This window comes from Kitasatospora sp. NPDC051164 (genome assembly GCF_044455625.1).
In the GTDB taxonomy this organism is placed as follows: Bacteria; Actinomycetota; Actinomycetes; order Streptomycetales; family Streptomycetaceae; genus Kitasatospora.
The window spans coordinates 133,578-160,186 of sequence record NZ_JBITFB010000018.1 but is presented as its reverse complement, the minus strand read 5'-3'; the positions used below and the strand labels follow the sequence as shown (position 1 = coordinate 160,186).

Here is a 26,609-nt window from a genome sequence, read left to right as displayed (position 1 = left end):
CCCCGCAACCCCTGGAGGTGCCCCGAGATGACCGTTCTCGACCACAGACACCACACAGGCGTGCCCGGCTGGTCGCCCGGGGCCACCGCCCCGCGCACCGACCCGGCCCCCCTACTCCCGGACCTCTCCCCCGTCCGGGTGCTCGGCACCCCCGCGCTGGAGAAGTACGAGCCGGCGCTGCTGCGCGAGCTCTACCGACGCCTGGTCGTCGGCCGCCGCTACAACCAGCAGGCGACCACCCTGACCAAGCAGGGCCGTCTCGCCGTCTACCCGGCGTCCACCGGCCAGGAGGCCTGCCAGGTCGCCGCCGCGCTGGTGCTCGGCGAGCGCGACTGGCTGTTCCCCAGCTACCGCGACACCCTCGCCGTGGTCTCCCGGGGCGTCGACCCGCTGGAGGCGCTGACCCTGCTGCGCGGCAACGCCCACACCGGCTACGACCCGCGCGCCACCCGCACCGCCCCGCTCTGCACCCCACTCGCCACCCAGGCCCCGCACGCCGTCGGGCTGGCGCACGCCGCCCGGCTGAGTGGCGAGCCGGCCGTCGCGCTGGCGATGCTCGGCGACGGCGGCACCAGCGAGGGCGACTTCCACGAGGCGCTGAACTTCGCGGCCGTGCTCAACGCGCCGGTGGTCTTCCTGGTGCAGAACAACGGCTACGCGATCTCCGTCCCGCTCAGCGCGCAGTCCGCCGCGCCCAGCCTGGCCCACAAGGCCGTCGGCTACGGCATGCCGGGCCGGCTGGTGGACGGCAACGACGCCCCCGCCGTGCACTCCGTGCTGGCCGAGGCCGTCGAGCGGGCCCGCACCGGCGGCGGCCCGACCCTGGTCGAGGCGCTGACCTACCGGATCGAGGCGCACACCAACGCCGACGACGCCACCCGCTACCGCACCGAGCCCGAGGTCGCCGCCTGGCGGGAGCACGACCCGATCCTGCTGATGGAGCGCGCGCTGCGCGAACTCGGCGCACTGGACGACCGGCTGGTGCAGGACGCGGCGGACGAGGCGGAGGCCCTGGCGGCCCGGATGCGGGCCGAGTTCCACGCGGACCCGGAACTCGACCCGATGTCGCTGTTCGCCCACGTCTACGCCGAGCCGACCCCGCAGCTGCGGGAGCAGGCCGCCCAGTTGTCCGCCGAGCTGGCCGCCGAGGCCGAGGTGCAGCACTGATGTCCACAGCCGTCTCTTCCCGTACCGCCTCCATGGCGCAGGCGCTCAACTCCGCGCTGCGGGACGCCATGCGCGAGGACCCGGCGGTGCACGTCCTCGGCGAGGACGTCGGCGCGCTCGGCGGCGTCTTCCGGATCACCGACGGTCTGACCGCCGAGTTCGGCCCGGACCGCTGCCTGGACACCCCGCTGGCCGAGGCCGGCATCCTCGGCACCGCGATCGGCATGGCGATGTACGGGCTGCGCCCGGTGGTGGAGATGCAGTTCGACGCCTTCGCCTACCCGGCGCTGGAGCAGCTGTTCTCGCACGTCGCCAAGATGCGCAACCGCACGGCGGGCCGGCTCCCGCTGCCGATCACCGTCCGCGTCCCGTACGGCGGCGGCATCGGCGGGGTCGAGCACCACAGCGACGCCTCCGAGGCGTACTACACCAGCACCCCCGGCCTGCACGTGGTCACGCCCGCGACGGTGGCCGACGCGTACGGGCTGCTGCGCGCCTCGATCGCCTCCGACGACCCGGTGATCTTCCTGGAGCCCAAGCGGCTCTACTGGGGCAAGACCGAGTTCGACCCGGCGGCGCCGGTCGAACCGGTCGGCCGAGCAGTGCTGCGGCGCACCGGGACGTCCGCCGTGCTGATCACCTACGGCCCCTCGCTGCCGGTCTGCCTGGAGGCGGCTGAGACGGCGAAGGCCGAGGGCTGGGACCTCGCGGTGCTCGACCTGCGCACCCTGGTGCCGTTCGACGACGAGACGGTCTGCCGGGTGGTGCGCTCGATCGGCCGGGCCGTGGTGGTGCACGAGGCGAGCGGCTTCGGCGGCACCGGCGCGGAGATCGCCGCGCGGGTCACCGAGCGCTGCTTCCACCACCTGGCCGCGCCCGTGCTGCGGGTCACCGGCTTCGACATCCCGTACCCGCCGCCGATGCTGGAGCACCACCACCTGCCCGGGGTGGACCGGATCCTGGACGCGGTCGCCCGGCTGCAGTGGGAGGACTGAGCATGATGCCCGTCGTGCGGGAGTTCCGGTTGCCCGACCTCGGTGAGGGACTCACCGGGGCCGAGGTGGTGCGCTGGATGGTCGAGGTCGGCGAGGTCATCGCGGTCGACCAGCCGGTGGTGGAGGTGGAGACCGCCAAGGCCGTGGTGGAGGTGCCCTGCCCGTACGGCGGGGTGGTCACCGCGCGGTACGGCGAGGAGGGCGAGGAGATCGCCGTGGGCGCGCCGCTGGTGACGGTCGCGGTGGCGTCGGCGGGCGGGGACTCGGAGGTGCCTGCTGTCGAGTCGCCTGCCGGGTCCTCAGCCGGGCTTTCCGCCGAGGTCGAGCGGCCGCTGGTCGGGTACGGCGTCGCGGAGACCGGGAAGGGCGGTCGGCGGCGCCGGGTCGGCGTGGGTTCGGCGGTAGCCGCTCCGGCTGCTCCGGCTGCTCCGGTCGTGGTCGCGGCGGTCTCCGCCGGTCCGGTCGTGGTGCCGGTGATCTCGCCGCTGGTGCGGCGGCTGGCCCGGGAGCAGGGGGTCGACCTGGCCGCGCTCACCGGGAGCGGGCCGGACGGGCTGATCATGCGGGCGGACGTCGAACGGGCGGTCGCCGCCAAGGTGGCCGCGCCGGCGGCTCCCGCTGCGGTGCTCCCGGCGGCCGTCCAGGAGGGTGTCGTCCCCCTGCGCGGGCTGCGCAAGGCGGTGGCCGAGAAGCTCAGCCGCAGCCACCGGGAGATCCCGGCCGCGACCTGCTGGGTGGACGCCGATGCCACCGAACTGATGGCACTCCGGCGGCAGTTGAACGCGACGCCGGGACCGAAGGTGAGCGTGCTGGCGCTGCTGGCGCGGATCTGCACGGTCGCGCTGGCGCGCTTCCCCGAACTCAACTCCTCGGTGACCGAGGACGGTTCGGGGATCATCCGACACTCGGCGGTGCACCTGGGCTTTGCCGCGCAGGGCGAGCGCGGCCTGGTCGTCCCGGTGGTGCGGGACGCGCAGGCCCGCAGCACCGAGCAACTCGGCGAGGAGCTGGGGCGGTTGACCGAGGCGGCGCGCAGTGGCTCGGCCACGCTGGCCGAACTGACCGGCGGTACCTTCACGTTGAACAACTACGGGGTGTTCGGCGTGGACGGCTCCACCCCGATCCTCAACCACCCCGAGGCGGCGATGCTCGGGGTCGGCCGGATCGTCGCCAAGCCCTGGGTCCACAACGGGGAGTTGGCGGTGCGCGAGGTGACGCAGCTGTCGTTCACCTTCGATCACCGGGTCTGCGACGGCGGAACGGCGGGCGGCTTCCTGCGGTTCGTCGCGGACTGCGTGGAGCAGCCGGGGATGCTGCTGCGGCAGCTCTGAGGGCGCCAGCCGCGAGCAGATGGCGGTTGCCCAGGGTGGACGGGGGGCCACCCAGGGCAACCGCGATCGAGTGAGAGTAGCGCGTTCCCGGACCGGGTGTCCGGGCTTCGCGTGATTTGTCGGATGAGCAGTTCGGGCGTGCCACGCTGCCTAGGCGTCAGCAGAGACAAGCCAGGTGGTGGCGCAGGCCGGCCGGAGGCGAAACGATTCTCTTGGGTACTCGAAACGTAGCGGTGAAGTCCCGCAGAACACTTCTGGTCCGCACCGGGCACGGCTCGGCGGGGGTCGCCTCCGTCCCGGGCCTGCCGGAGCTCCCGCCCGAGGGAGTGATGGTGACGGAGGCGCCGTCGACGGAGGGGACCGTACGGCCGCCGATGCCGCTGGACCCGCCGGACCTGCCGCCGGCGGCGGAACCGGTGGGAAACCTGGAGCCCGTCTGCCCGGTGAACCCGGCGATCCCGGCCATGCCCTCCGTGCCGCCGGCCGTCCCGTTCGAACCGCAGGCCGTCCCGTTCCAGCATTCGGCCGTGCCGTTCGAACCGTCGGCCGTCCCGGCGCCGACCTACCCGGAGGCGGTCTCGACCATCGGGACCTCGCCCGCCTTCCGTCCGCTGTTCGCCGATGCGCCCGGGCTCAACTGGTCTGGCCCGGGCGACAGTTGGAGCGACGCCTGGGGGGCGGTGCCGGTGTCCGCCGAGCCCCGCCCGCCCGCGGTCCCTACCCTTGAGTACTCCGTCCCCGCCGTGGAAGTCCCCGCCGTCGAACTGCCGCTCACCGCCCGGGACATCGAGCTGATCAGGGCCAGCCTCGCCGCCGTCGAGCCGGTCGCCGACCGGGCCACCGCCCACTTCTATGCGCTGCTCTTCCTGCACCACCCCGAGGTCCGCTCGCTCTTCCCCGCCGCCATGGACGTCCAGCGCGACCGGTTGTTCCGTGCCCTGCTGGCCGCCGCGCGCGGCGCCGAGGACCCGGCGGCCCTGCGCGCCAGGCTGGGCGGGCTCGGCCGTGGCCACCGCCGGTACGGCACGCTGACCGGCCACTACGCCCCGGTGGGGGAGTGCCTGGTGCAGGCTCTGGCCCGGTACGCGGCCGGCCGCTGGGACGCCGACACCGAGCTGGCCTGGCGCCGCGCCTACCGGCTGATCTCCTCGATCATGATCGAGGCCGCCGAGGAGGACGCCCGCACCTCGCCGCCTTGGTGGCAGGGCGAGGTGGTCCGGCACGAGCGCCGCACCCGGGACGTCGCGGTGATCACCGTCCGCCCGGACCAGGCGTACCCGTTCCGCGCCGGGCAGTACACCAGCCTGGAGACGCCCTGGTGGCCCCGGGTCTGGCGGCACTACTCCTTCGCCTCCGCCCCCCGCCCGGACGGGCTGCTGACCTTCCACGTCAAGGCCGTCCAGGCGGGCTGGGTGAGCAACGCGCTGGTCCACCGGGCCGCGCCCGGGGACGTCCTGCGGCTGGGACCGGCGGCCGGCTCGATGACCGTCGACCACACCGCCGGCGCGGACCTGCTCTGCCTCGGCGGCGGCACCGGCATCGCGCCGATCCGCGCACTGGTCGAGGAGGTCGCCGAGCGCGGCGCGCCCGGCCGCCGGGTCGAGGTGTTCTACGGCGCCCGCCGCGCCGCCGAGCTGTACGAGCTGGACGGGCTGCGCGAGCTGGCCCGGGCCCACCCCTGGCTGACGGTGCGCCCGGTGTTGTCCGGAACCGGCCCGGCCGAGGGCGCGCTGACCGGTGAACTGCCCGAGGTGGTGAGCCGGTTCGGCCCGTGGACGGGCCGGGACGCGCTGCTCAGCGGCCCGCCCGCGATGGTGCGCCGGGGTGTCGGGGTGCTGCTGCGGTCGGGCGTGCCGGCCGAGCGGATCCGGCACGACCTGGTCGGCGACCTGGCGGCGGGCTGAGGACCCGGGTGATCACCCGAGATCGGGTGCGAGGAGCGCGCGGATGCCCTCGATGTTGGCCGCCAGGTACGACCGCAGCCGGGGTGGGACGACGTTGACCGAGGTGACCCCCTCGCGGGTGAACGGCAGCCGGACCACCTCGTACTCGCCGTTCGGCTCCGTCACCTCCGGCCCGTGCCGCCGGCTGAGGTCCATCGAGGCGAGCCGGCAGACGAAGAAGTGCTGCACCTTGACCCCGTGCGGGTGCAGGAGCGTGCCGTCGTCGTGGTGGGTGTGGCTGATGGTGTCGACGAAGGCGGGCACCACGTCCACGATCTTGCCGCCGAGTTCCTCGTCCACCTCGCGGTGCAGCGCCTCGACCACCGTCCGGTCGTCGCGCTCGACCCCGCCGCCGGGGGTGATCCAGTACGGGTGCGGCGCGCCCGGCCGGACCCGCCGGATCAGCACGATCGAGGCCGGGCCGTACGGATCGTCCGGGTCCAGCTCCAGCAGGATCGCCCGCGCGGTGCGCTTCACGACCGGGCGCGGTGGCGGGGTGCGGTTCTCGGGGTCCATGGCCACCTCCGGGGCAGGAGCGTTGTGCGGAAGTCTCCCGCGCCGGGAATGCGTCGAAACCCGGGGAATGGGTCGAAACGCCGTCGCGAAACCGTCGTAAAACCGTCGAACCGTGTCCGGCCGCCATCGGACCCGGCGTACCGGCCGTCCGGGCAGAACGAGAGGTACTGGCGCCATGCAGCACAGCACAGTCCAGGGTCACCTGGTGATGAACCTCGTGGTCTCGCACGAGCTCTCCGTCCGCATCCCGGCGGAGGTGACGTACCGGGCCGACGATCCGTACGCGGTCCGGTTCGCCTTCCACCTGCCCGGTGACGCGCCGGTCACCTGGTTCTTCGCGCGGGAGCTGCTGCTCGACGGGATCGGCGGCCCGGCGGGCGAGGGCGACGTGCACGTCCACCCGGTCGGCGGGGAGTTCTCGGAGGTCCGCATCGTGCTGAGCTCCCCCCACGGCGAGGCGGTGCTGCGGACCCCGTCGGCGCCGCTGACCGCCTTCCTGGCGCGCACCGACCGGCTGGTGCCGATGGGGCAGGAGCTCACCGGACGGGAGCTCGACGCCGAGCTCGCGGAGATCCTCAGAGGGCGCGAGAACGCGGGGTGAGCGGCCGGGGGGCGTGAGCGGCCGAGGCTGCGGTCGCCGGAACGACGGAGGGGCCCGTACCCGGTCGGTCCACCGGGTGCGGGCCCCTCGCGCGTACGCGCACGGCGGCGGTCAGTCGTCGTCCAGGGCCAGGTGCAGGCCCCAGGCCACCAGGCTGATGATCAGCGAACCGATCAGTGCGGCCCCGAAGTTGGTCACATGGAAGTCCAGCTCCAGCCGCCCTGACGCCCACGAGGTCAGCATCAGCATCAGAGCGTTGATCACGAAGGTGATCAGGCCCAGCGTGAGGATGAACAGCGGGAACGAGAACAGCTTGACCACCGGCTTGATCAGCCAGTTGACGACGCCGAAAACGACGGCGACGCCGAGCACCGTGAGTGCCTTGTGCTGCCAGTCGGCCTTGCCCTGGGCGAGTTGGATGCCGCTGACGATCCAGGCGGCGACCCAGATGGCCGCCGCGTTGATCAGTGTCTTGATGACGAAACCCTTCATGCCGCCCAAGCCTGGCAGGCACCACCCTCCCGGGGGAACCACCCCACGGCGGGTTGGTGTTGAATGCCCCTGGTTCCGGAGGTGGACGAACGAGGAAGGACGGCGCCGGTGAAGCTGTTCCGGCTGGACGAACTGGACGCCGAACGGGCGGCCAACGACGGCGCGTACCTGCGGTTCCTGCGCGAACCACGGATGTCCGCCGGGCTGTACGCGCTCTCCCCCGGCGACACCGACCCGCAGACCGCGCACGACCAGGACGAGATCTACCAGGTGATCAGCGGCCGGGCCGAGCTGACCGTCGGCACCGAGACCGCGACCGTCGCGCGCGGCACCGTGGCGTACGTCCCGGCCGGCACCCCGCACCGGTTCCACCACATCACCGAGGAACTGCGGGTCCTGGTCGTGTTCTCGCCGCCCGAGGCCTGAACGCCGGGGCCGAACGCCGGGACCGAACGTCGGGGCCTGCACGCCGGGCCTGAACGTCTGGGCCTGGGCCCCGGCCCGGCCGTCTAGGGTCGTTCGTATGACCCGCAGCCTCACCGAAGAACTCTGGGCGGCCATCGAGCCGGTCTACGCCGAGATCCTGGCCCACCCCTTCCTCGCCGGCCTCACCGACGGCACCCTGCCGCGCGAGGCCTTCCGCCACTTCGTCGTCCAGGACTCGCACTACCTGCGCGACTACGCCCGCGCCCTCGCCGTCTGCGCCGCCAAGGCGCCCGGTGAGGAGGACGTCCGGGCCTTCGCCGACGACGCGGTCGGCGCGCTGGCCGCCGAGCAGGGCATGCACGCCGAGTTCCTGACCGCCTTCGGCGGCACCGCCGCGCAGGCCGCCGCCGAACCGGTGCTGCCCACCACCCGGGCCTACACCAGCTACCTGCTGGCCACCGTCTACGGCGGCTCCTTCGCCGAGGCCGTCGGCGCGGTACTGCCCTGCTACTGGATCTATGCCCGGGTCGGCGAGGCGCTGCTCGCCCAGGGCTCCCCCGACCCGCTCTACGCCAAGTGGATCGCCACCTACGGCGACGAGGCGTTCCAGTCGGTGGTCCGCCGGGTGCTGGCGCTCACCGACCGGCTCGGCGAGGAGCTCTCCCCGGTCGAACGCCGCAAGGTGGTCGAGCACTTCGTGACCACCTCGCGCTACGAGTGGATGTTCTGGGACGCCGCCTGGCGCGGCGAGCGCTGGCCGGTCTGACCGGCGGTGGACCGGCGGCGGACCGGCGTCTGCCCCGCGCGGTTCCCGGGCGGTGCGGCGCGGTCCTTCTCGGGGGCCGTCTAGGGGATCTCCCCGGAGGTCGGCGGAGGGTCTCCCCGGGGGTCGGGGTCGGGGTGATCTCGGGGTTCTCTCCGGGCCGTTGGGCCTCGTTCCGGCACTCGGACCCCCGTACGATCGAAGTATCGAAAGCAAGCGGGATGCGGCACCGGACGGCGGCCGACCCGAGGGGAGAAGAGGAACGGACATGGCTGAGCTCTGGAAGTCGCTGCCCTCGTGGGTGCGCAACATCGTCATCCCGGTGCTGGTCCTGGTGCTGGCCTGGAACGTCGTCGCCTTCGTCTTCGGCGTCGTCGGGGCGCTGCTGAGCATCGCGATCAAGCTGCTGGTGGTGGTCGGCATCGCGGCCGCCGTGGTGATCCTGGTGAAGAAGGCCGCCAAGAGCTGACCCCGCTCCTCCACCGCCGCCCTGAGGCCCGGTCCCCGTCACGGGGAGCCGGGCCTCGGGCGTTCCCCGAGCCGAGGGGATCCGCCGGTGAGCCTGCCCGTCGCTCCGCCCGTGGCGTCACCCGTGGACCCCCTCTGGACCTGCGGCAATCGGCTCGCTACGGTGTTGGGCGTCATGTGCAGGCAACACCGCCTGCGACGCGGGAGCTCGGAGCACCGGGCTGAGAGGACGCTGACCGGACCGTCGACGGACGGACCGACGGCTGCGTCGACCGCAGGAACCTGGACCGGGTAATGCCGGCGTAGGGAGTAGAGGTCAGATGACCACGTTCGAAGCACAGCCGCAGCCTGCCCAGAGCACCCCCAGCAGTGAGCGCACCGGCTACCCGACCCCGGCCTGGCGCAAGGCCTACCGCGAGGGATCCCGCCCCGACCTGCGGGTCCCCTACCGCGAGGTGCGGCTCACCAACGGCAAGGCCGTCCCGCTGTACGACACCTCCGGCCCGTACACCGACGCGTCGTACGAGCCCGACGTCCGGCGCGGCCTGCCCGCGCTGCGCGACGCCTGGATCCGCCAGCGCGGCGACGTCGAGGAGTACGACGGCCGCGAGGCGCGCCCCGAGGACGACGGGATCAAGCACACCGCGCCGCGCGGCGGAAACCTGCGCAACCTGGACGCCGTCTTCCCCGGCCGCCCGCGCCGCCCGCTGCGTGGCCGCGGCGGTGCCGCCGTCACCCAACTCGCCTACGCCAAGCGGGGCGTGGTGACCCCCGAGATGGAATACGTGGCACTGCGCGAGGGCCTGGCGCCCGAGTTCGTGCGGGCCGAGGTGGCCCGCGGCCGGGCCGTCATCCCGGTCAACGTGAACCACCCGGAGGTGGAGCCGGCCATCATCGGCACCAACTTCCTGGTGAAGATCAACGCCAACATCGGCAACTCCGCCGTCACCTCCTCGATCGAGGAGGAGGTGGAGAAGATGACCTGGGCCACCCGCTGGGGTGCCGACACCGTCATGGACCTCTCCACCGGCCGCAACATCCACACCACCCGCGAGTGGATCCTGCGCAACTCCCCTGTGCCGATCGGCACCGTGCCGCTCTACCAGGCCCTGGAGAAGGTGGACGGCAAGGCCGAGGAGCTGAGCTGGGAGGTCTACCGGGACACCATCATCGAGCAGTGCGAGCAGGGCGTCGACTACATGACCGTCCACGCCGGCGTGCTGCTGCGCTACGTCCCCCTCACCGCCCGCCGCAAGACCGGCATCGTCTCCCGCGGCGGCTCGATCATGGCCGCCTGGTGCCTGGCGCACCACCAGGAGAACTTCCTCTACACCAACTTCGAGGAACTCTGCGACATCCTGGCCACCTACGACGTCACCTTCTCGCTCGGTGACGGCCTGCGCCCCGGCTCGATCGCCGACGCCAACGACGAGGCGCAGTTCGCCGAGCTGCAGACCCTCGGCGAGCTCGGCCGGATCGCCCGCGAGCGCGACGTCCAGGTCATGATCGAGGGCCCGGGCCACGTCCCGATGCACAAGATCAAGGAGAACATGGATCTCCAGAAGGAGATCTGCGACGAGGCGCCGTTCTACACCCTCGGCCCGCTCACCACCGACGTCGCCCCCGGCTACGACCACATCACCTCCGGCATCGGCGCCGCGATGATCGCCTGGTGGGGCACCGCCATGCTCTGCTACGTCACGCCCAAGGAGCACCTGGGCCTGCCCAACCGGGACGACGTCAAGACCGGCGTGATCACCTACAAGATCGCCGCCCACGCCGCCGACCTGGCCAAGGGCCACCCCGGCGCCCAGGAATGGGACGACGCCCTCTCCGACGCCCGCTTCGAATTCCGCTGGGAGGACCAGTTCAACCTGGCCCTCGACCCGGAGACCGCCCGCGCCTTCCACGACGAGACCCTCCCAGCCGAACCCGCCAAGACGGCCCACTTCTGCTCCATGTGCGGCCCGAAGTTCTGCTCGATGAAGATCTCCCAGAAGATCCGCGACGAACACGGCGACGGCGCGACGGCCGTGGCATCCGGCTACGACGCCGAAGCCGAAGCCGGCATGCAGGCCATGTCCGAGGAGTTCAAGGCCCAGGGCAACCGGGTCTACCTCCCGCTGGCCGACTGACGCTGATGCCTGGTTGACGGCGTGCTCCGGGAGGCCGACAGGTCTCCCGGGGCGGCGCCCCGGCGGCGCGACGTTCAGGCGGGCCCGGCGGCGAGCAGGCGGTTGTCGTCGGCTGTCCGGTCGTCGCAGGGGTCCACGGCGTCGGCGACCGTGACCTGGGAGACCGCTGCGGAGTACCGTGGGAGACAACCGAGGACATTCCGAATATCGGCATTCGCGCTGGTGTCGCCCTGGGTCATGATTGGTCCCTCGTGGACCAGACGGGCGGCCTCACATGATGCCGGTCCCCCTTCCCACGCCTTCCTCCTCCGGGCCGTGGTCCGTGCCCGGTGTTCCGCTCCTGCCACGCCTGGTGCTGGAGCCGACGATGACTCGGGAGGGGATCTTCGACGGCGCGTGGTGGCCCCGCTCGAACCACATCCTGGCCGAGCTGCCGGACCTGATCACCGCGCTCGGCGCCCACCTCGGGCCGATCGTTCGGGTCGGCCTCGACACCTTGGCCTGGGGCGAGGTGCCCCGGTCCCTCATGGTGAACGGCCTCCTGGTCAAGATCAACTGGTTCGCCGGCAGTGACGCGACGATCAGTGTCACCCGGGGCTTCCAGGACCACTTCCTCCTCCTGGTGGTACCGCCCCGCACCGATCCGAAGAGCGCTTCCTCGGCGATGGCAGGTGCCTCGGCAACCGGAAACCACACCCCGGCGGCCGAACTCCTGCGTTGAGCCGGCTGCCGGTGGCTTCCCCTGCGCTGGTTCAAGGCCCAGGGCAACCGGATCTGCCTCCCGCCGGCGGACTGACGACGCACCGACCCGGGCGCTGCTCCGGGAGGACTTCCTGGAGCAGCGCTTCGGCTGCGCAGAAATCTGCTCGGTGACATGGGGCCGTGCCTGGGATGATCCATGCCATGCAGCCTTGGAACGCCTTGAGCCCGGCCGAGCAGACGCTGATGCGCCGCGGTCTGTGGCAGTCCGCCCTGGCCGGAACGGTCCAGCAGTACGGAATTGATCTCCGGTGGGCCGGGGAACAGGGCGCTCCGCCGCCGCGCAGCTACACCCGGGACGAACAGCGCGCGCTGGTACCGCAGTTGGCCGCGGTTGCCCTGGACCTCGTCGAGCGCGGCCTGCTCACCGTCCGGATACGGCAGGGTCTCGGCGCTGCCCCGACCGATCCGGTCGTGACCGGCTCGCAACTGCAGGACGTCCTGGCCGAACCGGCCAACTGGCTCTGGAGTCCGAAGACCGCAGCGACGTTCGACCTGCACGCCACCGAGTCCGCGCGCGAGTCGTGGGACATGAGCGAGCTTCCGGCCGCGACCGGTGACGGGCTGCCCGACTGGGACGAGCTCACCCGCGAGCAACAGAAGGTGCTGGTCTGCGCCGCCGAGTCCAGCGGGATGCTCACCGGGCCGTTCGGCATCTGGGAAGATCTGCCGACCGAGCTGACCGGCGTGGAGCTCTCCGAGTGGGTCGATCGCCAGCTCGTTCCCCTGTTCCCGTACGTGCGTGAGGGCTGGATCGAGGTCCGCCACTTCCCCGTGGAGAGCGATGCTTTCACGGTGATACCGCTCGACGACCTCCGAACCGCCTTCGCGGACCGCTCCCTCCGCTACGACGACGACGGCGACGACTGGGGGGTGGGTCTCGGCTGCGTCTTCACGTACACGGGACTGGCCGTCATGCGCAGTGACGGGAGCGTGGCCTGAGGCAGCCGACTGACGTTCGACCGAGGTTCGACCGACGTGAAGCGTCTCCATGGGCGCGCATGCCGCTGTCCGGGGCTGCCGCCTGCTCGCCCGGGATGCCGCCACGCGCTACCGCACCCACTTCCCGACCGTTCAGCTGTTTCCACTGACGGCTGTTCGGCTCGTGGCGGGTTGAAGTGCCGCCCCGGCCCTCCCCTGTGAGGTCGGGGCGGCACCCGTCAGCGGGGGTACCAGCGGAGTTCGACGGTGTTGCCGTCGGGGTCCTGGACGTAGACGGAGGTGGCCGTGCCGCGGGCGCCGTAGCGGGAGACCGGGCCCTCGAGGACGGTGAAGGTGCCGGAGTCGATGACCTCCTGCCAGTCGAGGGGCTCGACGGTGAGGCAGATGTGGTCGACGTTGGACTCGTTCCGGGGGCGGCTGGTCAGGTCGATGATGGTCTCGGCGGTGACCCGGACGGACGGGAAGGGCGCCTTCCCGGCGCGCCATTCGTCGACGCGGACGGGCTCCAGGCCCAGGAGGCCCGAGTAGAAGGCCAGGGAGCGTTCGACGTCCGAGACGTTGAGGACGAGGTGGTCGAAGGCGACGACGCGCATGGGTGGGTTCCTTCGGTGGGTGGGGGAGGGGAGGGTGGGGGTCAGGCCTGCTGGTAGTGCAGGTGGACCACGCCGGTGCTGAAGGTGACCGAGTGGGCGAGTCGCAGGGGGATCCGGTCCTGCTCGGTGAACAGGCGGATGCCGGGGCCCAGGACGATCGGGTGGACGAGCAGGTGGAGGTCGTCGATCAGCCCGGCGCGCAGCAGGGTGCGGGTGAGCATGATGCTGCCGGAGAGGCTGATGTTACGGCCCGGCTGCCGCTTGAGCTCGGTCAGTTCGGCGACGAGGTCGCCGCCGAGGACGGTGGAGTTGTTCCACTCGGCCTTGTCGAGCGTGGTGGAGGCGACCAGCTTGGGGATCGCGTTGAGGGCGTCCGCCATGTCGCCGCTCTGGAGCGGCCAGGTGGCGGCGAAGGCCTCGTAGGTGCGGCGGCCGAGCAGCAGGGTGTCGGCCGCGGCGGCGAGGCCGCCGACGACGGCGCCCATCTCCTCGTTGAGATAGGGGAAGTGCCAGGTCTCGGGGGCCTCGACGACGCCGTCGAGGGACATGAAGAGGCCTGCGGTGATCCGACGGCCGGTGGCGGCGGCGGTGTCGGCGGGGGTGCTGGGGGCGGTGCCGGTGGCGGCGCTGGTCATGGGGGCCTTCGGGTTCGGCGGTGGTACTGCCGCGGGCGGTTCGGCGCGGCTGGTGACGGGCTCTACGATCCTCCGGGCCAGACCTTCCATCAATGTCCGATGAACGTACGATCGTTGAGCTGAATTCAACGATCGAGGGGTGGCGCGGGATGCTGGAGCGGTTGGAGATCGAGGTCCTCCTCGCGCTCGCCGAGGAGCTGCACTTCGGCCGGACCGCCGAGCGCCTGCACCTGACCACCGGGCGGGTCAGTCAGGTGGTGAAGAAGCTGGAGCGCCGGATCGGCGGCCCGCTGTTCGAGCGCACCAGCCGGTCGGTCCGACTCACCGCCGTGGGGCGGCAGTTGGTCGATGACCTGGTCCCGGTGGTGGAGGCGACGGCGGCGGCCCTGCGTCGGGCGGAGGACGCCAGCCGGGGGGTCACCGGGCGGCTGCGGGTGGCGTTCCTCGGCGAGTGGACGGCGCCGCTGCTGCTCAAGGCGGCCGCGCTGTTCGGCGAGCGGCACCCCGACTGCCGGGTCGACGTCTGCGAGGTCCAGCTCTCCAACTCCCGGGCGAGCTTGGTGGACGGCTCGGTGGACGTGCTGATCGCCTCCTACCCGTTCGACGGCATGGCCCGCGGCCCGGTCCTGTTGACCGAGCAGCGGGTCCTCGCGGTGGCCGCCGGGCATCCGCTGGCCGGGGAACGGTCGGTGTCGATCGAGGTGCTCGCCGACCACCCCGTGGTGCAGTACCCGGCGGTCACCTCGGTGGGCTTCAAGCGGGACCGCACCCCCGGCCACACCCCGGCCGGCCGCCCGGTGCCCAAGGGCCCGTCCGGCGGCACGTTCTCCGAGATGCTCAGCCTGGTCGCCATGGGCCGCGGCGTGCTGCCGGTCGGCGAGCACTCGCGCCGCTACTACCCCCGCCCGGACGTCGCCTATGTGCCGATCCACGACGCGCCCCCGATCGAGCGCGGCCCGGTGTGGCGGGAGGGGAACACGACGGCGCGGGTGCTGGCGTTCGTGCGGGCGGCGGCGGACGCCGCCGGGGTGGCGGGGGCCGGGTGACGGAGGTGGGGGTGCGCCGGTCCTCACGAGATCCCGGTCCTCACGAGATGGCGCGCAGGCGGGGCGGGGCCGGGGTGAGGAGGCGGTCGAGGTGGGCGGCGGTCTCGTCGTCGGCGGGGAGGAGGACCAGGAGCTGCTGGGAGTCGGCGGGCAGGTCCAGGGTCTCGCGGTGGAGGCGGAGTTCGGGGCCGGCGGGGTGGTGGAGGCGGAGCGGGCCGCGGCGGGGGACGAGGTGGTTGCCGAGACGGCGGGTGAACTCGGGGCCGGCGACGGGGGCGAGTTCGGTGCTGAGCCATTCGGAGGCCTCGGCGGAGGGGCCGAGCCAGAGGTCGAAGGCCTGCTCGTCGGCGATGTCGTGCCAGTCGGCGAAGAGGTCGTGGGCGCGCGGGTCGGTGAAGACGTAGCGGGTGAGGTTGGGGGCCGGGTTGTCGAGCAGGCCGGCCGCGCCGAGGACGGCCGCGTAGCCGCTGGTGTGGGCGAGGACGTCGCCGAGCCGGTTGGTGACGGCGGCGATGCCGGGTTCGAGCAGCCGCAGGGTTTCGCGGACGGTGGAGCGGATCTCGCGGGGCGCCGGGGCGGGCCGGGTGCGTCCGGCGCACGCGCCGCCGGTGATCTTCGTGAGGTAGCGCAGGTGGTTGCGTTCGGCGGGGTCGAGGCTGAGGGCGTCGGCCAGCGCGTTGACGACGGCGGTGGAGGGGTTGCGGTCGCGGCCCTGTTCCAGCCTCGTCAGGTACTCGACGCTGATGCCGGCGCGGACGGCGAGGTCGGAGCGGCGCAGCCCGGGTGAGCGGCGGCGGCCGTGGTCGGGCAGGCCCAGTGTCTCCGGCTGGATGCTGTCGCGTTTGGCGCGGATGAAGTCCCCCAGTGGTGTGCCCATATGACGAGCGTAGGTCGGGTGGCGGCGCGGAGCCTGGCCCTGCTGGGACCAGCCTGAGCGCGGCCTGCAGAGCCGTCGGTCCGGTGTGCGGTGGTCGGGTCCGTCCGGTGCTCATCGCTGTCCCCCCACGCCGGTGTTCTCTTGTGCGTCCAGCCTGGCGGAGTGACGACGTGCGGGGGAGTCCCCGTGGGTTGAGCTCGAACTCGGATTCGGATTCGGCAGGGGGAGTTCGGCGGCCGACGGCTCAGGTGACGTCGTCGGGGCCGGTGAAGGCGGGCGGGGTGTAGCCGGGGCCGGTGAAGTCGGGGGTGGTGAACGCGGCGGGGCGGGACGTGCGGCCCTCGGGGTCGGTGAGGCCGTCGGGGCCGGGGCTGGTGAAGGCGGGGGAGGTGTAGCCCGGGCTGCTGAAGTCGGGGCTGCTGAAGTCGGGTCCTTCGGCGGTGCCGGGATCAGGAGCGGGTTCGGAGGCGGGTTCGGAGGCGGGTTCGGAGGCGGGTTCGCGCCCGGGTACCGGCGGGAGTGCGGCGTGCAGGTAGGGCAGGAGGCCGCGCTCGCGCAGGGCGGTGCGCCATTCGGTGCGGGCGTCGGCGAGTTCGGCGGCGAGTTCCGGGTCGGTGCCGGCCGGGGCGGCGGTGCCGTCGCGTATGGCGGTGAGGAGGAGTCCGACGATGCCGATGGCCATCGCGGCGACCCCGGCGGCGAGGGCGACCCAGCCGGCGGTGACGAGGGACCGGGCGAGGGCGAGGTCCGGCTCGGCGGCGCGCAGCAGGTAGCCGACCAGCAGCAGGAAGAGGGCGGCGGCCCAGGCGAGGATCGGGGTGAGCACGGTGAGGACGGGGAAGAGTCCGGCGCCGCCGTTCGCGGAGCGCAGTTGGGTGAGCAGGCCGGGGGCGGTGGGTTCGGTGCCGGGTGGGGGTGGGGGTGTGGCGCGCAGGCTGTCGCGCAGCCGGGTGTAGTGCGCGTATTCGGTGGCGGCTGCGGCGTTGATGCCGTCGGCGTCGCGCAGCGCGCGGATGCGCAGCTGGTCGGTGGTGTGCGCGCCGGGCGCGCGCAGGGCGGTGAGGACGGTGCGGTCGCGCAGGGCTTCGGCGAGGAGGCGCTCGTACTCCGGGCGGTCCTCGGCGAGCAGCGGCGGGGGGTTGGACATGGGGACCCCGTTCGTGCGGACTCCGGTTCGCTCCGCCCCGGGGGCGCGGGCGCCCTCAGGACGCCGAAACGGGCGCGGAGGCGGGCCGCCGGACGGGCGGCCGGGTGTGGTGTGCCTCATGGTAGGGGCGGGTGTGCCCGGGCTGACAGTCGGTTTCCGGAATTTCGCGCCCCGGGCCGCGCGCGTGCGACGGCCCGAGCGCTGGGAACAACTGTTCGATGACGGCTGTCAGTTGATGGGCAGTCGGGCGACCAGCAGGCGCCCCTCCATGGTGACGCCGCCGTCCATCGCCACCGCGAGGTCGTCCGCGTACACGTACGGTCCGGGGATGTGCGGGGGCTGGCCGTCGTCCGCGTGCACCGCGCCGGTGAGGTACGGGATGGGGCTGTGCCCGTGCACGATCCGGGTGCCGCCGTAGGTGTCCAGCAGTTCGTGGACGGCCGTGGGCCCGGCGTCGCCGCGGAAGGCGAAGCGCTTGGTGAAGCGGCGGAAGCAGTCCCACCACTCGTCGACGCTGCCGTCGGCGAGCAGGCTGTGCACGGCGTCGTTGACGTCGGGGATGGACTCGCCGTACTCCAGGTACGCGGTGGTGTCGGAGTGCAGCAGCAGGTGGTCGTCCTCCAGCGCGACGGCGGGGAGCCGGGACAGCCAGCTGATGTGGTGCGCCTCCAGGCGCTCCAGGTCGTTCTGCTGGCCGCCGTTGAGCCGCCAGGCGGCCAGGAAGGAGGCGGTGCCGGCGGTGGACTGGACCGGCTCGTCGCCGTACTTGGCGGCGCCGAGGAAGAGCAGTTCGTGATTGCCCATCAGGGCGCGGCAGTAGCCGCCGGCCGCGGCGGCCTCGGCGGCGAGCTGCATGACCAGGTCGATGACGCCGATGCCGTCGGGGCCGCGGTCGGTGAAGTCGCCGAGGAACCAGATCCGGGCGCGGCCGGCCGACCAGTGGCCGTCGGCGTCGATCAGGCCCTGGTGGTGCAGCTCGGCACGCAGCTCCTCGAGGTAGCCGTGCACGTCGCCGACGACGTACACCGGGCCGGGGGGCTCGCCGGGGCCGGGGGCCGGGTACGGGTAGGTCGGGGCGGCGGGGTCGGGCAGCGGCGGGCCGAGTTCGATGGTCGGCGGGTCGTCGCGGCCGGCGAGCTGGAGGGCCGGGGAGGGCTGGTCGGGGAGGGTCGGCTCGTAGCCTGCGCGGTCGTCGTAGCCGCTGTTGTCCTGGCCGTCGTACGCGGCGTGTTCCTGGCCTTCGTACGCCGCGTGCTCCTGGCCGTCGTAGGCCGGGCGCTCCTCGTATCCGGTTCGTTCCTCGTATCCGGGCCGGTCGTCGTAGCCCGCGTGGTCCTGGTGCGAGAACGCCGCGGACTGGTCCACCGCGTTGCCCTGGGCGTCCACCGCGTTGCCCTGGGCGTGCACGGTGTGGCCCTGGCCGTCGGTGGTCCAGTGCTGTTCGAGGTAGCGGGCGCCGCCGTAGCCGCTGCAGGTCTCGGCGTCGTACGGGGTGCTCGGGTAGCCCTGGGCGGGGTCGGGTTCGTAATAGGTGCCGTACGGCAGCACGTCGAGGTCCGGCTGGTGGCGGGGGCCCGAGTGGGGGTACTCGGGCCCGGGGAAGCGGTCCTCGGGTGTCATTCGCCCATCATAGGAAGACCACTCTCCCGCCGTCGTCACCTGGTGGGCATCCAATCCTCCGGAGCGTCAGCCGGGCGGCCCCTGGGGGTCCGTTTTGTCCTGGCTCGGTACGGTCTCGTCAGCTCTGGCCGGGCTTCCTTCGTGCTCGCCCGGCTCCGGTCGGTACCCGTTCGGGGGCTGTTCGGCGTGCCGGGGCGGCGTCTTGTGGACGCCCCGACCGAGGCCCTGATCGACGCCCCGACGGACACCCCGATCGACGCCCCGCCGACGTCGATCGTGTCGGCGGTCTAGACCTCGCCCGGGGGTCGGGGCGGGCTGACGGTGGTGCGCGGACTCCGGCGTTGGGAGGACGCGCGGACGATCAGTTCGGTCGGCATCAGGGTGCCCGGCGGCGGTCCGGTGCCGGCGGTGCGGAACCGGGGCGGGAAGAGCCGGGCGATGTCGACGCCCGTGCCGGAGTCCACGCCCTCGATGGCGTCGATGAGCAGGTTGACGACGGTGGTGCCGATCTTGCGCGGTTTGAGCGAGAGGGTGGTGATCGGCGGCTCGGTGGTCGCGTAGACGTCGCTCTCGCTGCAGCAGACCAGCAGCAGGTCGTCCGGGACCCGCAGGCCGTAGCGGCGGGCGGCGGCGAGCAGGTCGGTCCCGTTGGGGTCGAACAGTCCGTAGACGGCGTCCGGCCGGTCGGGGCGGGCGAGCAGCCGGTCGGCGGCGACCGCGCCGGCTGCCGGGTCGTGCGCCGGGTAGGTCTCGTACACCGGTTCCTGTCCGACCTTGGCGCACCAGTCGAGGTAGGCCTCGGTGGAGAGCCGGGTGTAGGTGTCGGTGCTGGTGCCGGTGAGCAGGCCGATCCGGCGGGCGCCGGCTTCGGAGAGGTGGTCGAGGATGCCGAGCACGGCGGCCTCGTGGTCGTTGTCGACCCAGGCGGTGACCGGGCAGTTGCCCGGTTTGCCGTCGCTGACCACCGGGACACCGGACCGGTACAGCTCGCTGACCAGGGGGTCCTGGTCGGGCGGGTCGATCACCACGGTGCCGTCCAGGGCGATGTTGCCCCAGACGTCGTGGCGTGAGGAAGCGGGCAGGACCACCAGCGCGTAGCCGCGGCCGAGGGCGGCGCTGGTGGCGGCCCGGGCCATCTCGGCGAAGTACGCGAACTCGGTGAAGGTGAAGGGTTCTTCGCCGTAGGTCGTGACGGTCAGCCCGATCAGGCCGGAGCGTCCGGTCCGTAGGGTGCGGGCGGCCGCCGAGGGGCGGTAGCCGAGGCGCTCGGCGACTTCGCGCACCCGGCTGCGGGTCTCGTCGGGCAGGCGGCCCTTACCGTTCAGCGCGTCGGAGACGGTGGTGATCGACACTCCGGCGGCTGCCGCCACGTCCCGGATGCCGGCCCGCTCCAAGCGACGTGAGGTGGTGGGGCGCCGACCGCTCTGGTTGGCTGCTGCTGTCATGGCGGACCGATCGTATGGCTCCTGACAAGGTGCTGTGACCGGCGCATCGGGAGCCTTCGGAGATACGTTTCTCCAAGAGTGAGCCGGGGTGCGCCCCTTCGATACCCGCCCGAAACCCGGCTTCTTACCTCTGACATGTGCCAAAGGAACCGGGCAGAATGGCTGATCTGCGCCTGTAACCCGACCGGGCATCTCACTCCTACGGGTGAGAGGCGGTCGGTATCGTGCAAGGCACCCGACCGGGGTGGTCCGGGCGCGTCAGGAGATCCCGGGCACGGCGGCGAACCCGTCCGTGGCGGGCGAGCGCACCGGACAGTGTTGCAACTTCTGGAAACGGAGTACGACCGTGAGCAGTGGTACGTCAGCGCAGGGCCCGCGGCTGCGGCCGACCCTGGACGGCATCCCCACCTACAAGCCCGGCAAGCCGGCCGGCGCCGACGCCTACAAGCTGTCCTCGAACGAGAACCCCTACGACCCGCTGCCCGGCGTGCTGGAGGCGGCGGTCCAGGCGGCCGGCTCGCTCAACCGCTACCCCGACATGGGGGTCAGCGAGCTGACCGAGGTGCTCGCCGAGCGCTTCGGCGTGCCCGCCGAGCACATCGCCACCGGCACCGGCTCGGTCGGCGTCGCCCAGTCGCTGATCCTCGCCACGGCCGGCCCGGGCGACGAGGTGATCTTCGCCTGGCGCTCCTTCGAGGCCTACCCGATCATCACCCAGATCGCCGGCGCCACGCCCGTCCCGGTGCCGATCACCGCGACCGGCGACCACGACCTGGACGCGATGCTCGCCGCGATCACCCCGAACACCCGGCTGATCTTCGTCTGCAACCCCAACAACCCCACCGGCAACGTGATCCACCGCGCCGAGCTGGAGCGCTTCCTGGACGCCGTCCCCGCCGACGTCCTGGTGGTCGTCGACGAGGCCTACATCGAGTTCATCCGCGACGCCGAGGTGCCCAACGGCATCGACCTCTACCGCGACCGCCCCAACGTCTGCGTGCTGCGCACCTTCTCCAAGGCGTACGGCCTGGCTGGCATGCGGGTCGGCTTCGCGATCGCGCACGAGCCGGTCGCGGCCGCGCTGCGCAAGACCGCCGTCCCGTTCGGTGTGAACCAGCTCGCCCAGAACGCCGCCGTCGCCTCCCTGCGCGCCGAGGAGGCGCTGCTGGAGCGGGTCGACGCGCTGGTCGAGGAGCGCAACCGGGTGGTGGCCGGGCTGCGCGCCCAGGGCTGGGAGATCCCGGACTCGCAGGCCAACTTCGTCTGGCTGTGGCTCGGCGAGCGCTCGGCGGAGTTCGCCGCGGCCTGCACCGAGGCGGGCGTGATCGTCCGGCCGTTCCCGGAGGGCGTGCGGGTGTCGATCGGGGAGGCCGAGGGCAACTCGATCTTCTTGGCGGTGGCGGAGGCGTTCCGCAAGTCGCTCTGACGTTCCGACGCTCTGCCTTCACCGCAGTCGCAGGGGCGCGCCGGTCGTCGGCGGGCCCCTGCGGCGTTCCGGGCCGGCCTCCGTCAGTTCCCGCCCTGTTCGCGGCCCGTTCCCGGCTCGCTCCCGGATGGCTGTGGATCGCTGGGAGTGCGCTGGGAGTTCGGCCAACGATTGGCCACGGACCGGCCAAGCAGGACGCGCAGGTCGGCTGTTCTGTCCGCAATGCCCGGATCCGACCGGTCAGGCTTCTCCCAGCGGGCGCTCAGGGCTCCGCAAGAGCTCCCCGCGAAGCTGTCCGGCATGAAGGTGCTACCACGGCGGCGCGGTGCCGTCCTCCTCAACTCCGCGCTCGGTGTGGCCCTGCTGGGCGGCGTGGCCCTGGTGTACACCACGGTCAGTGGCAGCTCCGGCCCGGCCGCGGCCAAGCCGGCGGCCCGGACCGCGACGGTCGCCAAGGGCACGGTCCTGGCCACCGTGTCCGGAACCGGCACGCTGGTGTCTCCCACCGACGCGGCCCAGGATTTCACCACGGGCGGCCGACTCACCGCGGTCAAGGTCGCGGTCGGGGACGCCGTGAAGAAGGGCCAGGTGCTCGCCACCGTCGACACCACGGCGGCCCAGCAGCAGGTGGACGCGGCCCGGGTGGCCCTCACCACGGCCAACGCCAACCTCACCAAGGCGCAGGCCGGGGTCACCACCACGACCACCGAGCCGCTGCCCGGTGCGACCGCCGGGGGGTCCGGCGGAGGTACCGGTAGCGGCAGTGGTGGACGCGGGGCGGGCGAGAGCAGTACGCCCGCCCCGCAGACCACCACCATCACCACCACCAAGGTCGACGACGCGGCCGTGGCCCAGGCCCAGCAGCAGGTCTCCACCGCGCAGACCACCCTCTCCAACGCCCAGGCGGCGCTGGCCGGGACCACCCTGACCGCCTCGGTGGACGGGACGGTCGCCTCGATCACGGGCAAGGTCGGCGACACCGTGGGGGCGAGCGCCGCGGGCTCCTCGACCTCCTCCTCGGCCGGCAAGACCTCCGGCACGAGCGCGAGTTCGGGCACCCCGAGCGGCTTTATCGTGCTCACCAACCCGTCCGGCATGCAGGTCACCGCGAACTTCTCCGAGCTCGACTCGCTCAAGCTGAAGAAGGGCGAGGCGGCCACCGTCACGCTGAACGCGCAGTCCGACACCAAGCTCAACGCGACCGTCCTGTCGGTCAGTTCGCTGCCCAGCAGCAGCGGCTCCGGTGGTGCGGCCGGCTCCTCCGCCGTCCAGTACGCGGCCACGCTGCAGCTGTCCGGCGACACCAGCACGCTGCGCACCGGCCTGAGCGCCACCGTCCAGGTGATCACCGGCGAGGCCGACAACGCGCTCTCGCTGCCCACCTCCGCCCTGTCGGGCACCGGCACCTCCCGGACCGCGTCCGTGGTGCACGAGGACGGTGCCACCGAGCGGGTCACCGTCGGGGTCGGCGTCGAGGGCGACAGCACGGTGCAGGTCGTCTCCGGGCTGAAGGAGGGCGACAAGGTCGAACTCCCCACCACCAGCGGCAGCAACGGCTTCCCGAACGGCTCATTCCCGGGCGCGGGCGGCGGCCGGGGCGGCAGCGGCGGCGCGGGCGGTGCGGTCTTCCCGGGCGGCGGTGCCGGCGGTGCCGGTGGCGGCAGTGGCGGCGGCCGCGGCGGCAGGGGCTGATCGTGCGTCACGTCATCGACAAGCGCGTCCCCGCGACGCCCGTGCCGGTGATCCGGATCCGCCGGCTCACCAAGGCGTACGGGCACGGCGACGCCACCGTGCACGCGCTGCGCGGCCCGGACGACCCGGAGACCGGCGAACCGCAGGGCGTCAGCCTGGACATCGAGCAGGGCGACTTCGTCGCCGTGATGGGCAGCTCGGGCTCCGGCAAGTCCACCCTGATGAACATCCTCGGCTGCCTCGACGTCCCGACCGCCGGCCGCTACCTGCTGGACGGCGTCGACGTCGGCCACCTGGACGAGGGGCAGCTCTCGCTGGTGCGCAACCGCAAGATCGGCTTCGTCTTCCAGTCCTTCAACCTGATCCCGCGCACCACCGCCCTCGCCCAGGTCGAGCTGCCGCTCGCCTACGCGGGTGTCGGGGCGGCGGAGCGGCGGCGCCGGGCGCTGGCCGCGCTCTCCCTGGTCGGCCTCGGCGAGCGGTCCGGGCACAAGCCCAACCAGCTCTCCGGCGGTCAGCAGCAGCGCGTCGCGGTGGCGCGGGCGCTGGTCACCGCACCGGCGATGCTGCTCGCCGACGAGCCGACCGGGAACCTGGACAGCCGGTCGACGGAGGAGGTGCTGGCCCTGATCGACGGGCTCAACGCCACCGGCCGCACGGTCGTGCTGATCACCCACGAGGACGAGGTCGCCCGGCACGCCAAGCGGGTGCTGCGGCTGGTCGACGGCCAGATCGTGAGCGACGTCCGGCAGGCCCCGGTCGACGGACCGCCGCCGGCCCTGCGAGACCTCGAGGTACTGGCATGATCCTCTGGCAGACGCTCCGCTTCGCGGTCGGCGGCCTCGCCGCCAACAAGGTGCGCTCGGCGCTGACCATGCTCGGCGTGCTGATCGGTGTCGCCTCGGTGATCCTGCTGCTGGCGGTCGGCAACGGCTCGTCGGTCGCGGTCAAGGACTCGATCACCTCGCTCGGCACCAACTCGCTCACCGTCAGCGCCGGTTCGGCGGCCGGTGGCGCGCGGGCGGCCTCCTCGGTGAAGAAGCTGACGGTGGCGGACGCCAAGGCGCTCGCGAGCGACGCCGGCGCCTCCGCCGTGATCAAGTCGGTGGCCCCGATCGTCACGACCAGCGGCACGGCGCTGTACGGGAACATCTCGTACAGCCCGGGCTCGGTCGTCGGCACCTACCCGGCGTACTTCGAGACCTCCAACCAGAAGGTCGCGCACGGCGAGTACTTCACCAACGACGACGTGCTCGGCTCGCGCAAGGTCGTGGTGCTCGGCGCCACGACGGCGAAGCAGCTGTTCGACACGGTGGACCCGGTCGGCAAGCAGATCGTCCTGGGCGGCACGCCGTTCACGGTGGCCGGTGTGCTGCAGGCCAAGGGCGGCACCGGCTTCACCGACCCGGACGACGTCGTGATCGCCCCGCTGCCGACGGTGCAGAACGCCTTCACGGGATTCGGCCCCGTCAACCAGATCCTGGTGCAGGCCGCCTCGGCGGACACCACCACGGAGGCCCAGGCCGAGATCACCCGGGTGCTGCTCGGTACCCACGCGATCGCCGACCCGACCAAGGCCGACTTCCGGATCACCAACCAGGCCTCGCTGCTCACGGCGAGGGAGAGCACGACGAAGACCTTCACGGTGCTGCTCGGCGCGGTGGCGGCGATCTCGCTGCTGGTCGGCGGGATCGGGATCACCAACATCATGCTGGTGACGGTCACCGAGCGAACCCGGGAGATCGGCATCCGCAAGGCGCTCGGCGCGCCGCGTGCGGTGATCCTCGGGCAGTTCCTGACCGAGTCGACGCTGCTGTCGGTGATCGGCGCGGGGTTGGGCGTCGCGGCCGGGATGGCCGGCTCGCACTTCAGCATCGTCGGCATCAAGCCGGTGGTGATCCCCGAATCGGTGCTCGGCGCGTTCGGCATCGCCGTCGCCATCGGGCTGTTCTTCGGCAGCTACCCCGCCAACCGGGCCGCCTCGCTGCGGCCGATCGACGCCCTCCGCCACGAGTAGGACTCCACCCATGAGCAAAGAGATCGCCACGGTCAGCAGTACCCCGGCCGAGCAGGTCGCCCTGCTCTCCACCCCGCCGGACGCCCGCGACGTTTCGGCCGAGCTGGCCGCGCCGCCGCGTCGGAAGCTGCCCTGGATCAGCCTGGTGCTGGCGGGTGGCGTGATCGCCACCGGTGCCTTCGCGGGCGGGATCTGGTACCAGCAGAACAACGGCTCCTCCAACGGCAAGTCCGCCCGGCCTGCGGCCGCTGCGGGTGCCGCCGCCGGTCAGCAGCGTGGCGCCGGTGGCGCCGGTGGCTACGGGCAGAACGGCGGCGGCCAGGGCGGGGGCGGCCAGAACGGCTCCCGCCGTGGGGGCCAGGGGGCCGGCCAGGGCGCTGGTCAGGGGCAGGGCGGCCAGGGCGGCGGGCAGGGCGGACAGCCCGGTTTCGCCCGTGGCACCGTAAAGGCCGTGGACGGCAACGTCGTGTACCTGACAGACTCCAATGGCAACACGGTCAAGGTCACCACCGGCGACGCGACGAAGGTCCAGCTCAACAAGGAGGGCAAGGTCACCGACCTGCAGCCCGGCCAGAGCGTGACCGTCGTCGGCACCCCCGACGCCAACGGTGGCTACACCGCGAACCAGCTCGTCGAAGGAGCCGCAGCAGGCGGCTTCGGCGGCGGAGCCGGCGGCGGTAACCGGAACCCGTCCGGCGGCTGACCCGGCACGAGTCGGACGACCGCGAGGCCCTCGCCCCTTCCCTGGGCGAGGGCCTTCGCGTGTGCTCAGCACGGTTCGCGGTCGTCGGGACGCGGCATCCTCAGGGTCGCGACGACGCCGAGGGCCACGGTGGCGAGCGCGAGGGCCAGAAGGGCGACGAGCACGGCGCCGACGAAGAACCTCACCGCTCCCACGCCTCGTTCCGGTCCAGATCGCGGAGGAGGTGGAGGAGGTTGAGCAGGGTGCTGACCGGCGCGTTGCCGAAGTCGACCAGGAGGCGCCCGTCGAGGGTGGCCTCTCCCGCCGAGGCGGAACCCCAGAGGAGCCCGTACGGCAGCCCCCGCCGGTGCAACTCGCCGAGGAGCGCCGTGATCTGCGGCGCGGTGTAGTCGAGCATCCGGGGGTCGTCCGGGGCGACGGGCGGGCGGGTCATGCGGCGGAGTCCAGCTCGTACCAGACCGTTTTGCCGCGCTTCTGCGGGTCGACACCCCACCGGTGGGTGAGACCGGAGACCAGCTGCAGACCGCGCCCGCTCTCGGCGAGACGGTCGAGGGACTGCTCGTGGGGGAGCGCGTCGCTCTCGTCCGAGACGCAGACCCGGAGGGTGCAGTTCAGGAGGGAGAACCAGACGACGGGCGCGGCGGTCGCGCCGTGCCGCCAGGCGTTGACGATCAGCTCGGCGAGGGCGAGTTCGGCGTTGAAGATGGTCTCCGGGTCCCAGTCGGACCGGGTCAGGGCGTCCCGGAGAGCCTGCCGGCTGAGGGTGAGCGAGGGGGTGTTACGGGTGCACACGGGAACCTCCGCGAGGCTGTGGTGTGGGGAGGGGGAAAGCCGTGAGCCAGGCCGGTTGCCGGTTGCTCTTCGGCGTAC

General features: G+C 72.6%; 28 protein-coding genes and 1 riboswitch. Of the genes, 17 read left to right on the top strand and 11 right to left on the bottom strand.

All coding sequences use genetic code 11. The features are described from left to right. Positions 1-27: 27 nt before the first annotated feature. The 4 genes from pdhA to ACIBEC_RS26625 all read left to right on the top strand — a co-directional run bounded on the left by pdhA (position 28) and on the right by ACIBEC_RS26625 (position 5,397). Positions 28-1,167, top strand: a complete 1,140-nt coding sequence (gene pdhA / locus ACIBEC_RS26640) for a pyruvate dehydrogenase (acetyl-transferring) E1 component subunit alpha (protein ID WP_360498108.1) — start codon at positions 28-30, stop codon at positions 1,165-1,167. Next, positions 1,167-2,162, top strand: a complete 996-nt coding sequence (locus ACIBEC_RS26635; protein ID WP_360498106.1) for an alpha-ketoacid dehydrogenase subunit beta — start codon at positions 1,167-1,169, stop codon at positions 2,160-2,162. Before pdhA ends, ACIBEC_RS26635 begins: the two co-directional genes overlap by 1 nt. A gap of 5 nt (positions 2,163-2,167) precedes the next feature. Next, the gene (locus tag ACIBEC_RS26630; protein ID WP_360498179.1) at positions 2,168-3,493 is read left to right on the top strand and encodes a dihydrolipoamide acetyltransferase family protein; all 1,326 of its coding nucleotides are present in this window, start codon (positions 2,168-2,170) and stop codon (positions 3,491-3,493) included. Positions 3,494-3,726: 233 nt separating this feature from the next. After that, positions 3,727-5,397, top strand: coding sequence for a globin domain-containing protein (locus ACIBEC_RS26625; protein WP_360498104.1), 1,671 nt, complete (start codon positions 3,727-3,729; stop codon positions 5,395-5,397). 12 nt (positions 5,398-5,409) lie between these two features. Here the strand turns inward: ACIBEC_RS26625 and ACIBEC_RS26620 are convergent, their stop codons facing one another. Further along, the gene (locus ACIBEC_RS26620) at positions 5,410-5,952 is read right to left on the bottom strand and encodes an NUDIX domain-containing protein (protein ID WP_360498102.1); all 543 of its coding nucleotides are present in this window, start codon (positions 5,950-5,952) and stop codon (positions 5,410-5,412) included. Between the two features lie 175 nt (positions 5,953-6,127). On the opposite strand from ACIBEC_RS26620, the gene ACIBEC_RS26615 reads away from it, so the two are divergent. Next, positions 6,128-6,553 (top strand): SsgA family sporulation/cell division regulator, encoded by a 426-nt coding sequence (locus ACIBEC_RS26615; protein ID WP_360498100.1) that lies wholly within the window; start codon positions 6,128-6,130, stop codon positions 6,551-6,553. A 111-nt stretch (positions 6,554-6,664) separates the two neighbouring features. Here ACIBEC_RS26615 and ACIBEC_RS26610 read toward each other — a convergent pair whose 3' ends face one another. Continuing rightward, positions 6,665-7,045, bottom strand: coding sequence for a phage holin family protein (locus ACIBEC_RS26610; protein WP_360498098.1), 381 nt, complete (start codon positions 7,043-7,045; stop codon positions 6,665-6,667). A 108-nt stretch (positions 7,046-7,153) separates the two neighbouring features. Between ACIBEC_RS26610 and ACIBEC_RS26605 the strand changes: the two genes are divergently transcribed. The 4 genes from ACIBEC_RS26605 to thiC all read left to right on the top strand — a co-directional run bounded on the left by ACIBEC_RS26605 (position 7,154) and on the right by thiC (position 10,837). Then, on the top strand, positions 7,154-7,471 hold the full coding sequence (locus ACIBEC_RS26605) for a cupin domain-containing protein (protein WP_360498096.1): 318 nt from the start codon (positions 7,154-7,156) through the stop codon (positions 7,469-7,471). 97 nt (positions 7,472-7,568) lie between these two features. Beyond that, the gene (gene tenA / locus ACIBEC_RS26600; RefSeq protein WP_360498094.1) at positions 7,569-8,237 is read left to right on the top strand and encodes a thiaminase II; all 669 of its coding nucleotides are present in this window, start codon (positions 7,569-7,571) and stop codon (positions 8,235-8,237) included. A 265-nt stretch (positions 8,238-8,502) separates the two neighbouring features. Beyond that, a complete protein-coding gene (locus tag ACIBEC_RS26595) occupies positions 8,503-8,703 on the top strand; it encodes a DUF5326 family protein (RefSeq protein WP_360498092.1) in 201 nt (66 codons plus the stop codon). 189 nt (positions 8,704-8,892) lie between these two features. Further along, positions 8,893-9,028, top strand: a riboswitch (TPP riboswitch). Further along, on the top strand, positions 9,023-10,837 hold the full coding sequence (gene thiC, locus ACIBEC_RS26590; protein WP_360498090.1) for a phosphomethylpyrimidine synthase ThiC: 1,815 nt from the start codon (positions 9,023-9,025) through the stop codon (positions 10,835-10,837). (Overlaps the previous riboswitch by 6 nt.) Positions 10,838-10,911: 74 nt before the next feature. Here thiC and ACIBEC_RS26585 read toward each other — a convergent pair whose 3' ends face one another. Then, positions 10,912-11,076, bottom strand: coding sequence for a hypothetical protein (locus tag ACIBEC_RS26585; protein ID WP_360498088.1), 165 nt, complete (start codon positions 11,074-11,076; stop codon positions 10,912-10,914). A 35-nt stretch (positions 11,077-11,111) separates the two neighbouring features. On the opposite strand from ACIBEC_RS26585, the gene ACIBEC_RS26580 reads away from it, so the two are divergent. Beyond that, entirely contained in the window at positions 11,112-11,558 is a 447-nt protein-coding gene (locus tag ACIBEC_RS26580) for a DUF5994 family protein (protein WP_360498086.1), read from the top strand. Positions 11,559-11,740: 182 nt separating this feature from the next. Then, positions 11,741-12,538 carry a hypothetical protein gene (locus ACIBEC_RS26575; protein WP_360498084.1) on the top strand — a complete coding sequence of 266 codons (798 nt, stop codon included), beginning with the start codon at positions 11,741-11,743 and terminating at the stop codon, positions 12,536-12,538. Positions 12,539-12,756: 218 nt separating this feature from the next. On the opposite strand, the gene ACIBEC_RS26570 is transcribed toward ACIBEC_RS26575, so the two are convergent. Both ACIBEC_RS26570 and ACIBEC_RS26565 read right to left on the bottom strand, forming a co-directional pair. After that, positions 12,757-13,131 (bottom strand): VOC family protein, encoded by a 375-nt coding sequence (locus ACIBEC_RS26570; RefSeq protein WP_360498082.1) that lies wholly within the window; start codon positions 13,129-13,131, stop codon positions 12,757-12,759. Between the two features lie 41 nt (positions 13,132-13,172). Next, entirely contained in the window at positions 13,173-13,766 is a 594-nt protein-coding gene (locus tag ACIBEC_RS26565) for a dihydrofolate reductase family protein (RefSeq protein WP_360498080.1), read from the bottom strand. Positions 13,767-13,858: 92 nt separating this feature from the next. Between ACIBEC_RS26565 and ACIBEC_RS26560 the strand changes: the two genes are divergently transcribed. Next, the gene (locus ACIBEC_RS26560) at positions 13,859-14,812 is read left to right on the top strand and encodes a LysR family transcriptional regulator (protein ID WP_360498078.1); all 954 of its coding nucleotides are present in this window, start codon (positions 13,859-13,861) and stop codon (positions 14,810-14,812) included. Positions 14,813-14,852: 40 nt separating this feature from the next. Here ACIBEC_RS26560 and ACIBEC_RS26555 read toward each other — a convergent pair whose 3' ends face one another. The 4 genes from ACIBEC_RS26555 to ACIBEC_RS26540 all read right to left on the bottom strand — a co-directional run bounded on the left by ACIBEC_RS26555 (position 14,853) and on the right by ACIBEC_RS26540 (position 19,901). After that, entirely contained in the window at positions 14,853-15,689 is an 837-nt protein-coding gene (locus ACIBEC_RS26555) for a helix-turn-helix transcriptional regulator (protein ID WP_360498076.1), read from the bottom strand. 244 nt (positions 15,690-15,933) lie between these two features. Beyond that, positions 15,934-16,836 carry a hypothetical protein gene (locus ACIBEC_RS26550; protein ID WP_360498075.1) on the bottom strand — a complete coding sequence of 301 codons (903 nt, stop codon included), beginning with the start codon at positions 16,834-16,836 and terminating at the stop codon, positions 15,934-15,936. 228 nt (positions 16,837-17,064) lie between these two features. Beyond that, entirely contained in the window at positions 17,065-18,201 is a 1,137-nt protein-coding gene (locus ACIBEC_RS26545) for a metallophosphoesterase (protein WP_396289028.1), read from the bottom strand. A 542-nt stretch (positions 18,202-18,743) separates the two neighbouring features. Next, complete coding sequence (locus ACIBEC_RS26540) at positions 18,744-19,901, bottom strand: LacI family DNA-binding transcriptional regulator (RefSeq protein ID WP_360498072.1); 1,158 nt, start codon at positions 19,899-19,901, stop codon at positions 18,744-18,746. 346 nt (positions 19,902-20,247) lie between these two features. On the opposite strand from ACIBEC_RS26540, the gene hisC reads away from it, so the two are divergent. From hisC to ACIBEC_RS26515, 5 genes are all read left to right on the top strand, one after another. Next, positions 20,248-21,327 carry a histidinol-phosphate transaminase gene (gene hisC, locus ACIBEC_RS26535; RefSeq protein ID WP_360498070.1) on the top strand — a complete coding sequence of 360 codons (1,080 nt, stop codon included), beginning with the start codon at positions 20,248-20,250 and terminating at the stop codon, positions 21,325-21,327. 300 nt (positions 21,328-21,627) lie between these two features. Next, positions 21,628-23,019: a biotin/lipoyl-binding protein gene (locus ACIBEC_RS26530; RefSeq protein ID WP_360498069.1), complete on the top strand. Its 1,392-nt coding sequence runs from the start codon at positions 21,628-21,630 to the stop codon at positions 23,017-23,019. Positions 23,020-23,021: 2 nt separating this feature from the next. Next, positions 23,022-23,825 (top strand): ABC transporter ATP-binding protein, encoded by an 804-nt coding sequence (locus tag ACIBEC_RS26525; RefSeq protein WP_360498067.1) that lies wholly within the window; start codon positions 23,022-23,024, stop codon positions 23,823-23,825. Beyond that, positions 23,822-25,036: an ABC transporter permease gene (locus ACIBEC_RS26520; protein WP_360498065.1), complete on the top strand. Its 1,215-nt coding sequence runs from the start codon at positions 23,822-23,824 to the stop codon at positions 25,034-25,036. Before ACIBEC_RS26525 ends, ACIBEC_RS26520 begins: the two co-directional genes overlap by 4 nt. A gap of 10 nt (positions 25,037-25,046) precedes the next feature. Continuing rightward, entirely contained in the window at positions 25,047-25,739 is a 693-nt protein-coding gene (locus ACIBEC_RS26515; protein WP_360498063.1) for a hypothetical protein, read from the top strand. Between the two features lie 181 nt (positions 25,740-25,920). Here ACIBEC_RS26515 and ACIBEC_RS26510 read toward each other — a convergent pair whose 3' ends face one another. After that, positions 25,921-26,172, bottom strand: a complete 252-nt coding sequence (locus ACIBEC_RS26510; protein ID WP_360498061.1) for a hypothetical protein — start codon at positions 26,170-26,172, stop codon at positions 25,921-25,923. Beyond that, positions 26,169-26,531, bottom strand: coding sequence for an ATP-binding protein (locus ACIBEC_RS26505; RefSeq protein WP_360498059.1), 363 nt, complete (start codon positions 26,529-26,531; stop codon positions 26,169-26,171). The genes ACIBEC_RS26510 and ACIBEC_RS26505 overlap by 4 nt, the downstream gene beginning before the upstream one ends. Between the last annotated feature and the right edge of the window lie 78 nt (positions 26,532-26,609).

Excerpts from the sequence above, each read along its gene's own strand:
- pdhA (WP_360498108.1), top strand. The coding sequence starts at position 28 with ATGACCGTTCTCGACCACAGACACCACACAGGCGTGCCCGGCTGGTCG.
- ACIBEC_RS26635 (WP_360498106.1), top strand. The coding sequence starts at position 1,167 with ATGTCCACAGCCGTCTCTTCCCGTACCGCCTCCATGGCGCAGGCGCTC.
- ACIBEC_RS26630 (WP_360498179.1), top strand. The coding sequence starts at position 2,168 with ATGCCCGTCGTGCGGGAGTTCCGGTTGCCCGACCTCGGTGAGGGACTC.
- ACIBEC_RS26620 (WP_360498102.1), bottom strand. The coding sequence starts at position 5,952 with ATGGACCCCGAGAACCGCACCCCGCCACCGCGCCCGGTCGTGAAGCGC.
- ACIBEC_RS26615 (WP_360498100.1), top strand. The coding sequence starts at position 6,128 with ATGCAGCACAGCACAGTCCAGGGTCACCTGGTGATGAACCTCGTGGTC.
- ACIBEC_RS26610 (WP_360498098.1), bottom strand. The coding sequence starts at position 7,045 with ATGAAGGGTTTCGTCATCAAGACACTGATCAACGCGGCGGCCATCTGG.
- tenA (WP_360498094.1), top strand. The coding sequence starts at position 7,569 with ATGACCCGCAGCCTCACCGAAGAACTCTGGGCGGCCATCGAGCCGGTC.
- ACIBEC_RS26595 (WP_360498092.1), top strand. The coding sequence starts at position 8,503 with ATGGCTGAGCTCTGGAAGTCGCTGCCCTCGTGGGTGCGCAACATCGTC.
- thiC (WP_360498090.1), top strand. The coding sequence starts at position 9,023 with ATGACCACGTTCGAAGCACAGCCGCAGCCTGCCCAGAGCACCCCCAGC.
- ACIBEC_RS26585 (WP_360498088.1), bottom strand. The coding sequence starts at position 11,076 with ATGACCCAGGGCGACACCAGCGCGAATGCCGATATTCGGAATGTCCTC.
- ACIBEC_RS26580 (WP_360498086.1), top strand. The coding sequence starts at position 11,112 with ATGATGCCGGTCCCCCTTCCCACGCCTTCCTCCTCCGGGCCGTGGTCC.
- ACIBEC_RS26575 (WP_360498084.1), top strand. The coding sequence starts at position 11,741 with ATGCAGCCTTGGAACGCCTTGAGCCCGGCCGAGCAGACGCTGATGCGC.
- ACIBEC_RS26570 (WP_360498082.1), bottom strand. The coding sequence starts at position 13,131 with ATGCGCGTCGTCGCCTTCGACCACCTCGTCCTCAACGTCTCGGACGTC.
- ACIBEC_RS26565 (WP_360498080.1), bottom strand. The coding sequence starts at position 13,766 with ATGACCAGCGCCGCCACCGGCACCGCCCCCAGCACCCCCGCCGACACC.
- ACIBEC_RS26560 (WP_360498078.1), top strand. The coding sequence starts at position 13,859 with ATGTCCGATGAACGTACGATCGTTGAGCTGAATTCAACGATCGAGGGG.
- ACIBEC_RS26555 (WP_360498076.1), bottom strand. The coding sequence starts at position 15,689 with ATGGGCACACCACTGGGGGACTTCATCCGCGCCAAACGCGACAGCATC.
- ACIBEC_RS26550 (WP_360498075.1), bottom strand. The coding sequence starts at position 16,836 with ATGTCCAACCCCCCGCCGCTGCTCGCCGAGGACCGCCCGGAGTACGAG.
- ACIBEC_RS26540 (WP_360498072.1), bottom strand. The coding sequence starts at position 19,901 with ATGACAGCAGCAGCCAACCAGAGCGGTCGGCGCCCCACCACCTCACGT.
- ACIBEC_RS26530 (WP_360498069.1), top strand. The coding sequence starts at position 21,628 with ATGAAGGTGCTACCACGGCGGCGCGGTGCCGTCCTCCTCAACTCCGCG.
- ACIBEC_RS26520 (WP_360498065.1), top strand. The coding sequence starts at position 23,822 with ATGATCCTCTGGCAGACGCTCCGCTTCGCGGTCGGCGGCCTCGCCGCC.
- ACIBEC_RS26515 (WP_360498063.1), top strand. The coding sequence starts at position 25,047 with ATGAGCAAAGAGATCGCCACGGTCAGCAGTACCCCGGCCGAGCAGGTC.
- ACIBEC_RS26510 (WP_360498061.1), bottom strand. The coding sequence starts at position 26,172 with ATGACCCGCCCGCCCGTCGCCCCGGACGACCCCCGGATGCTCGACTAC.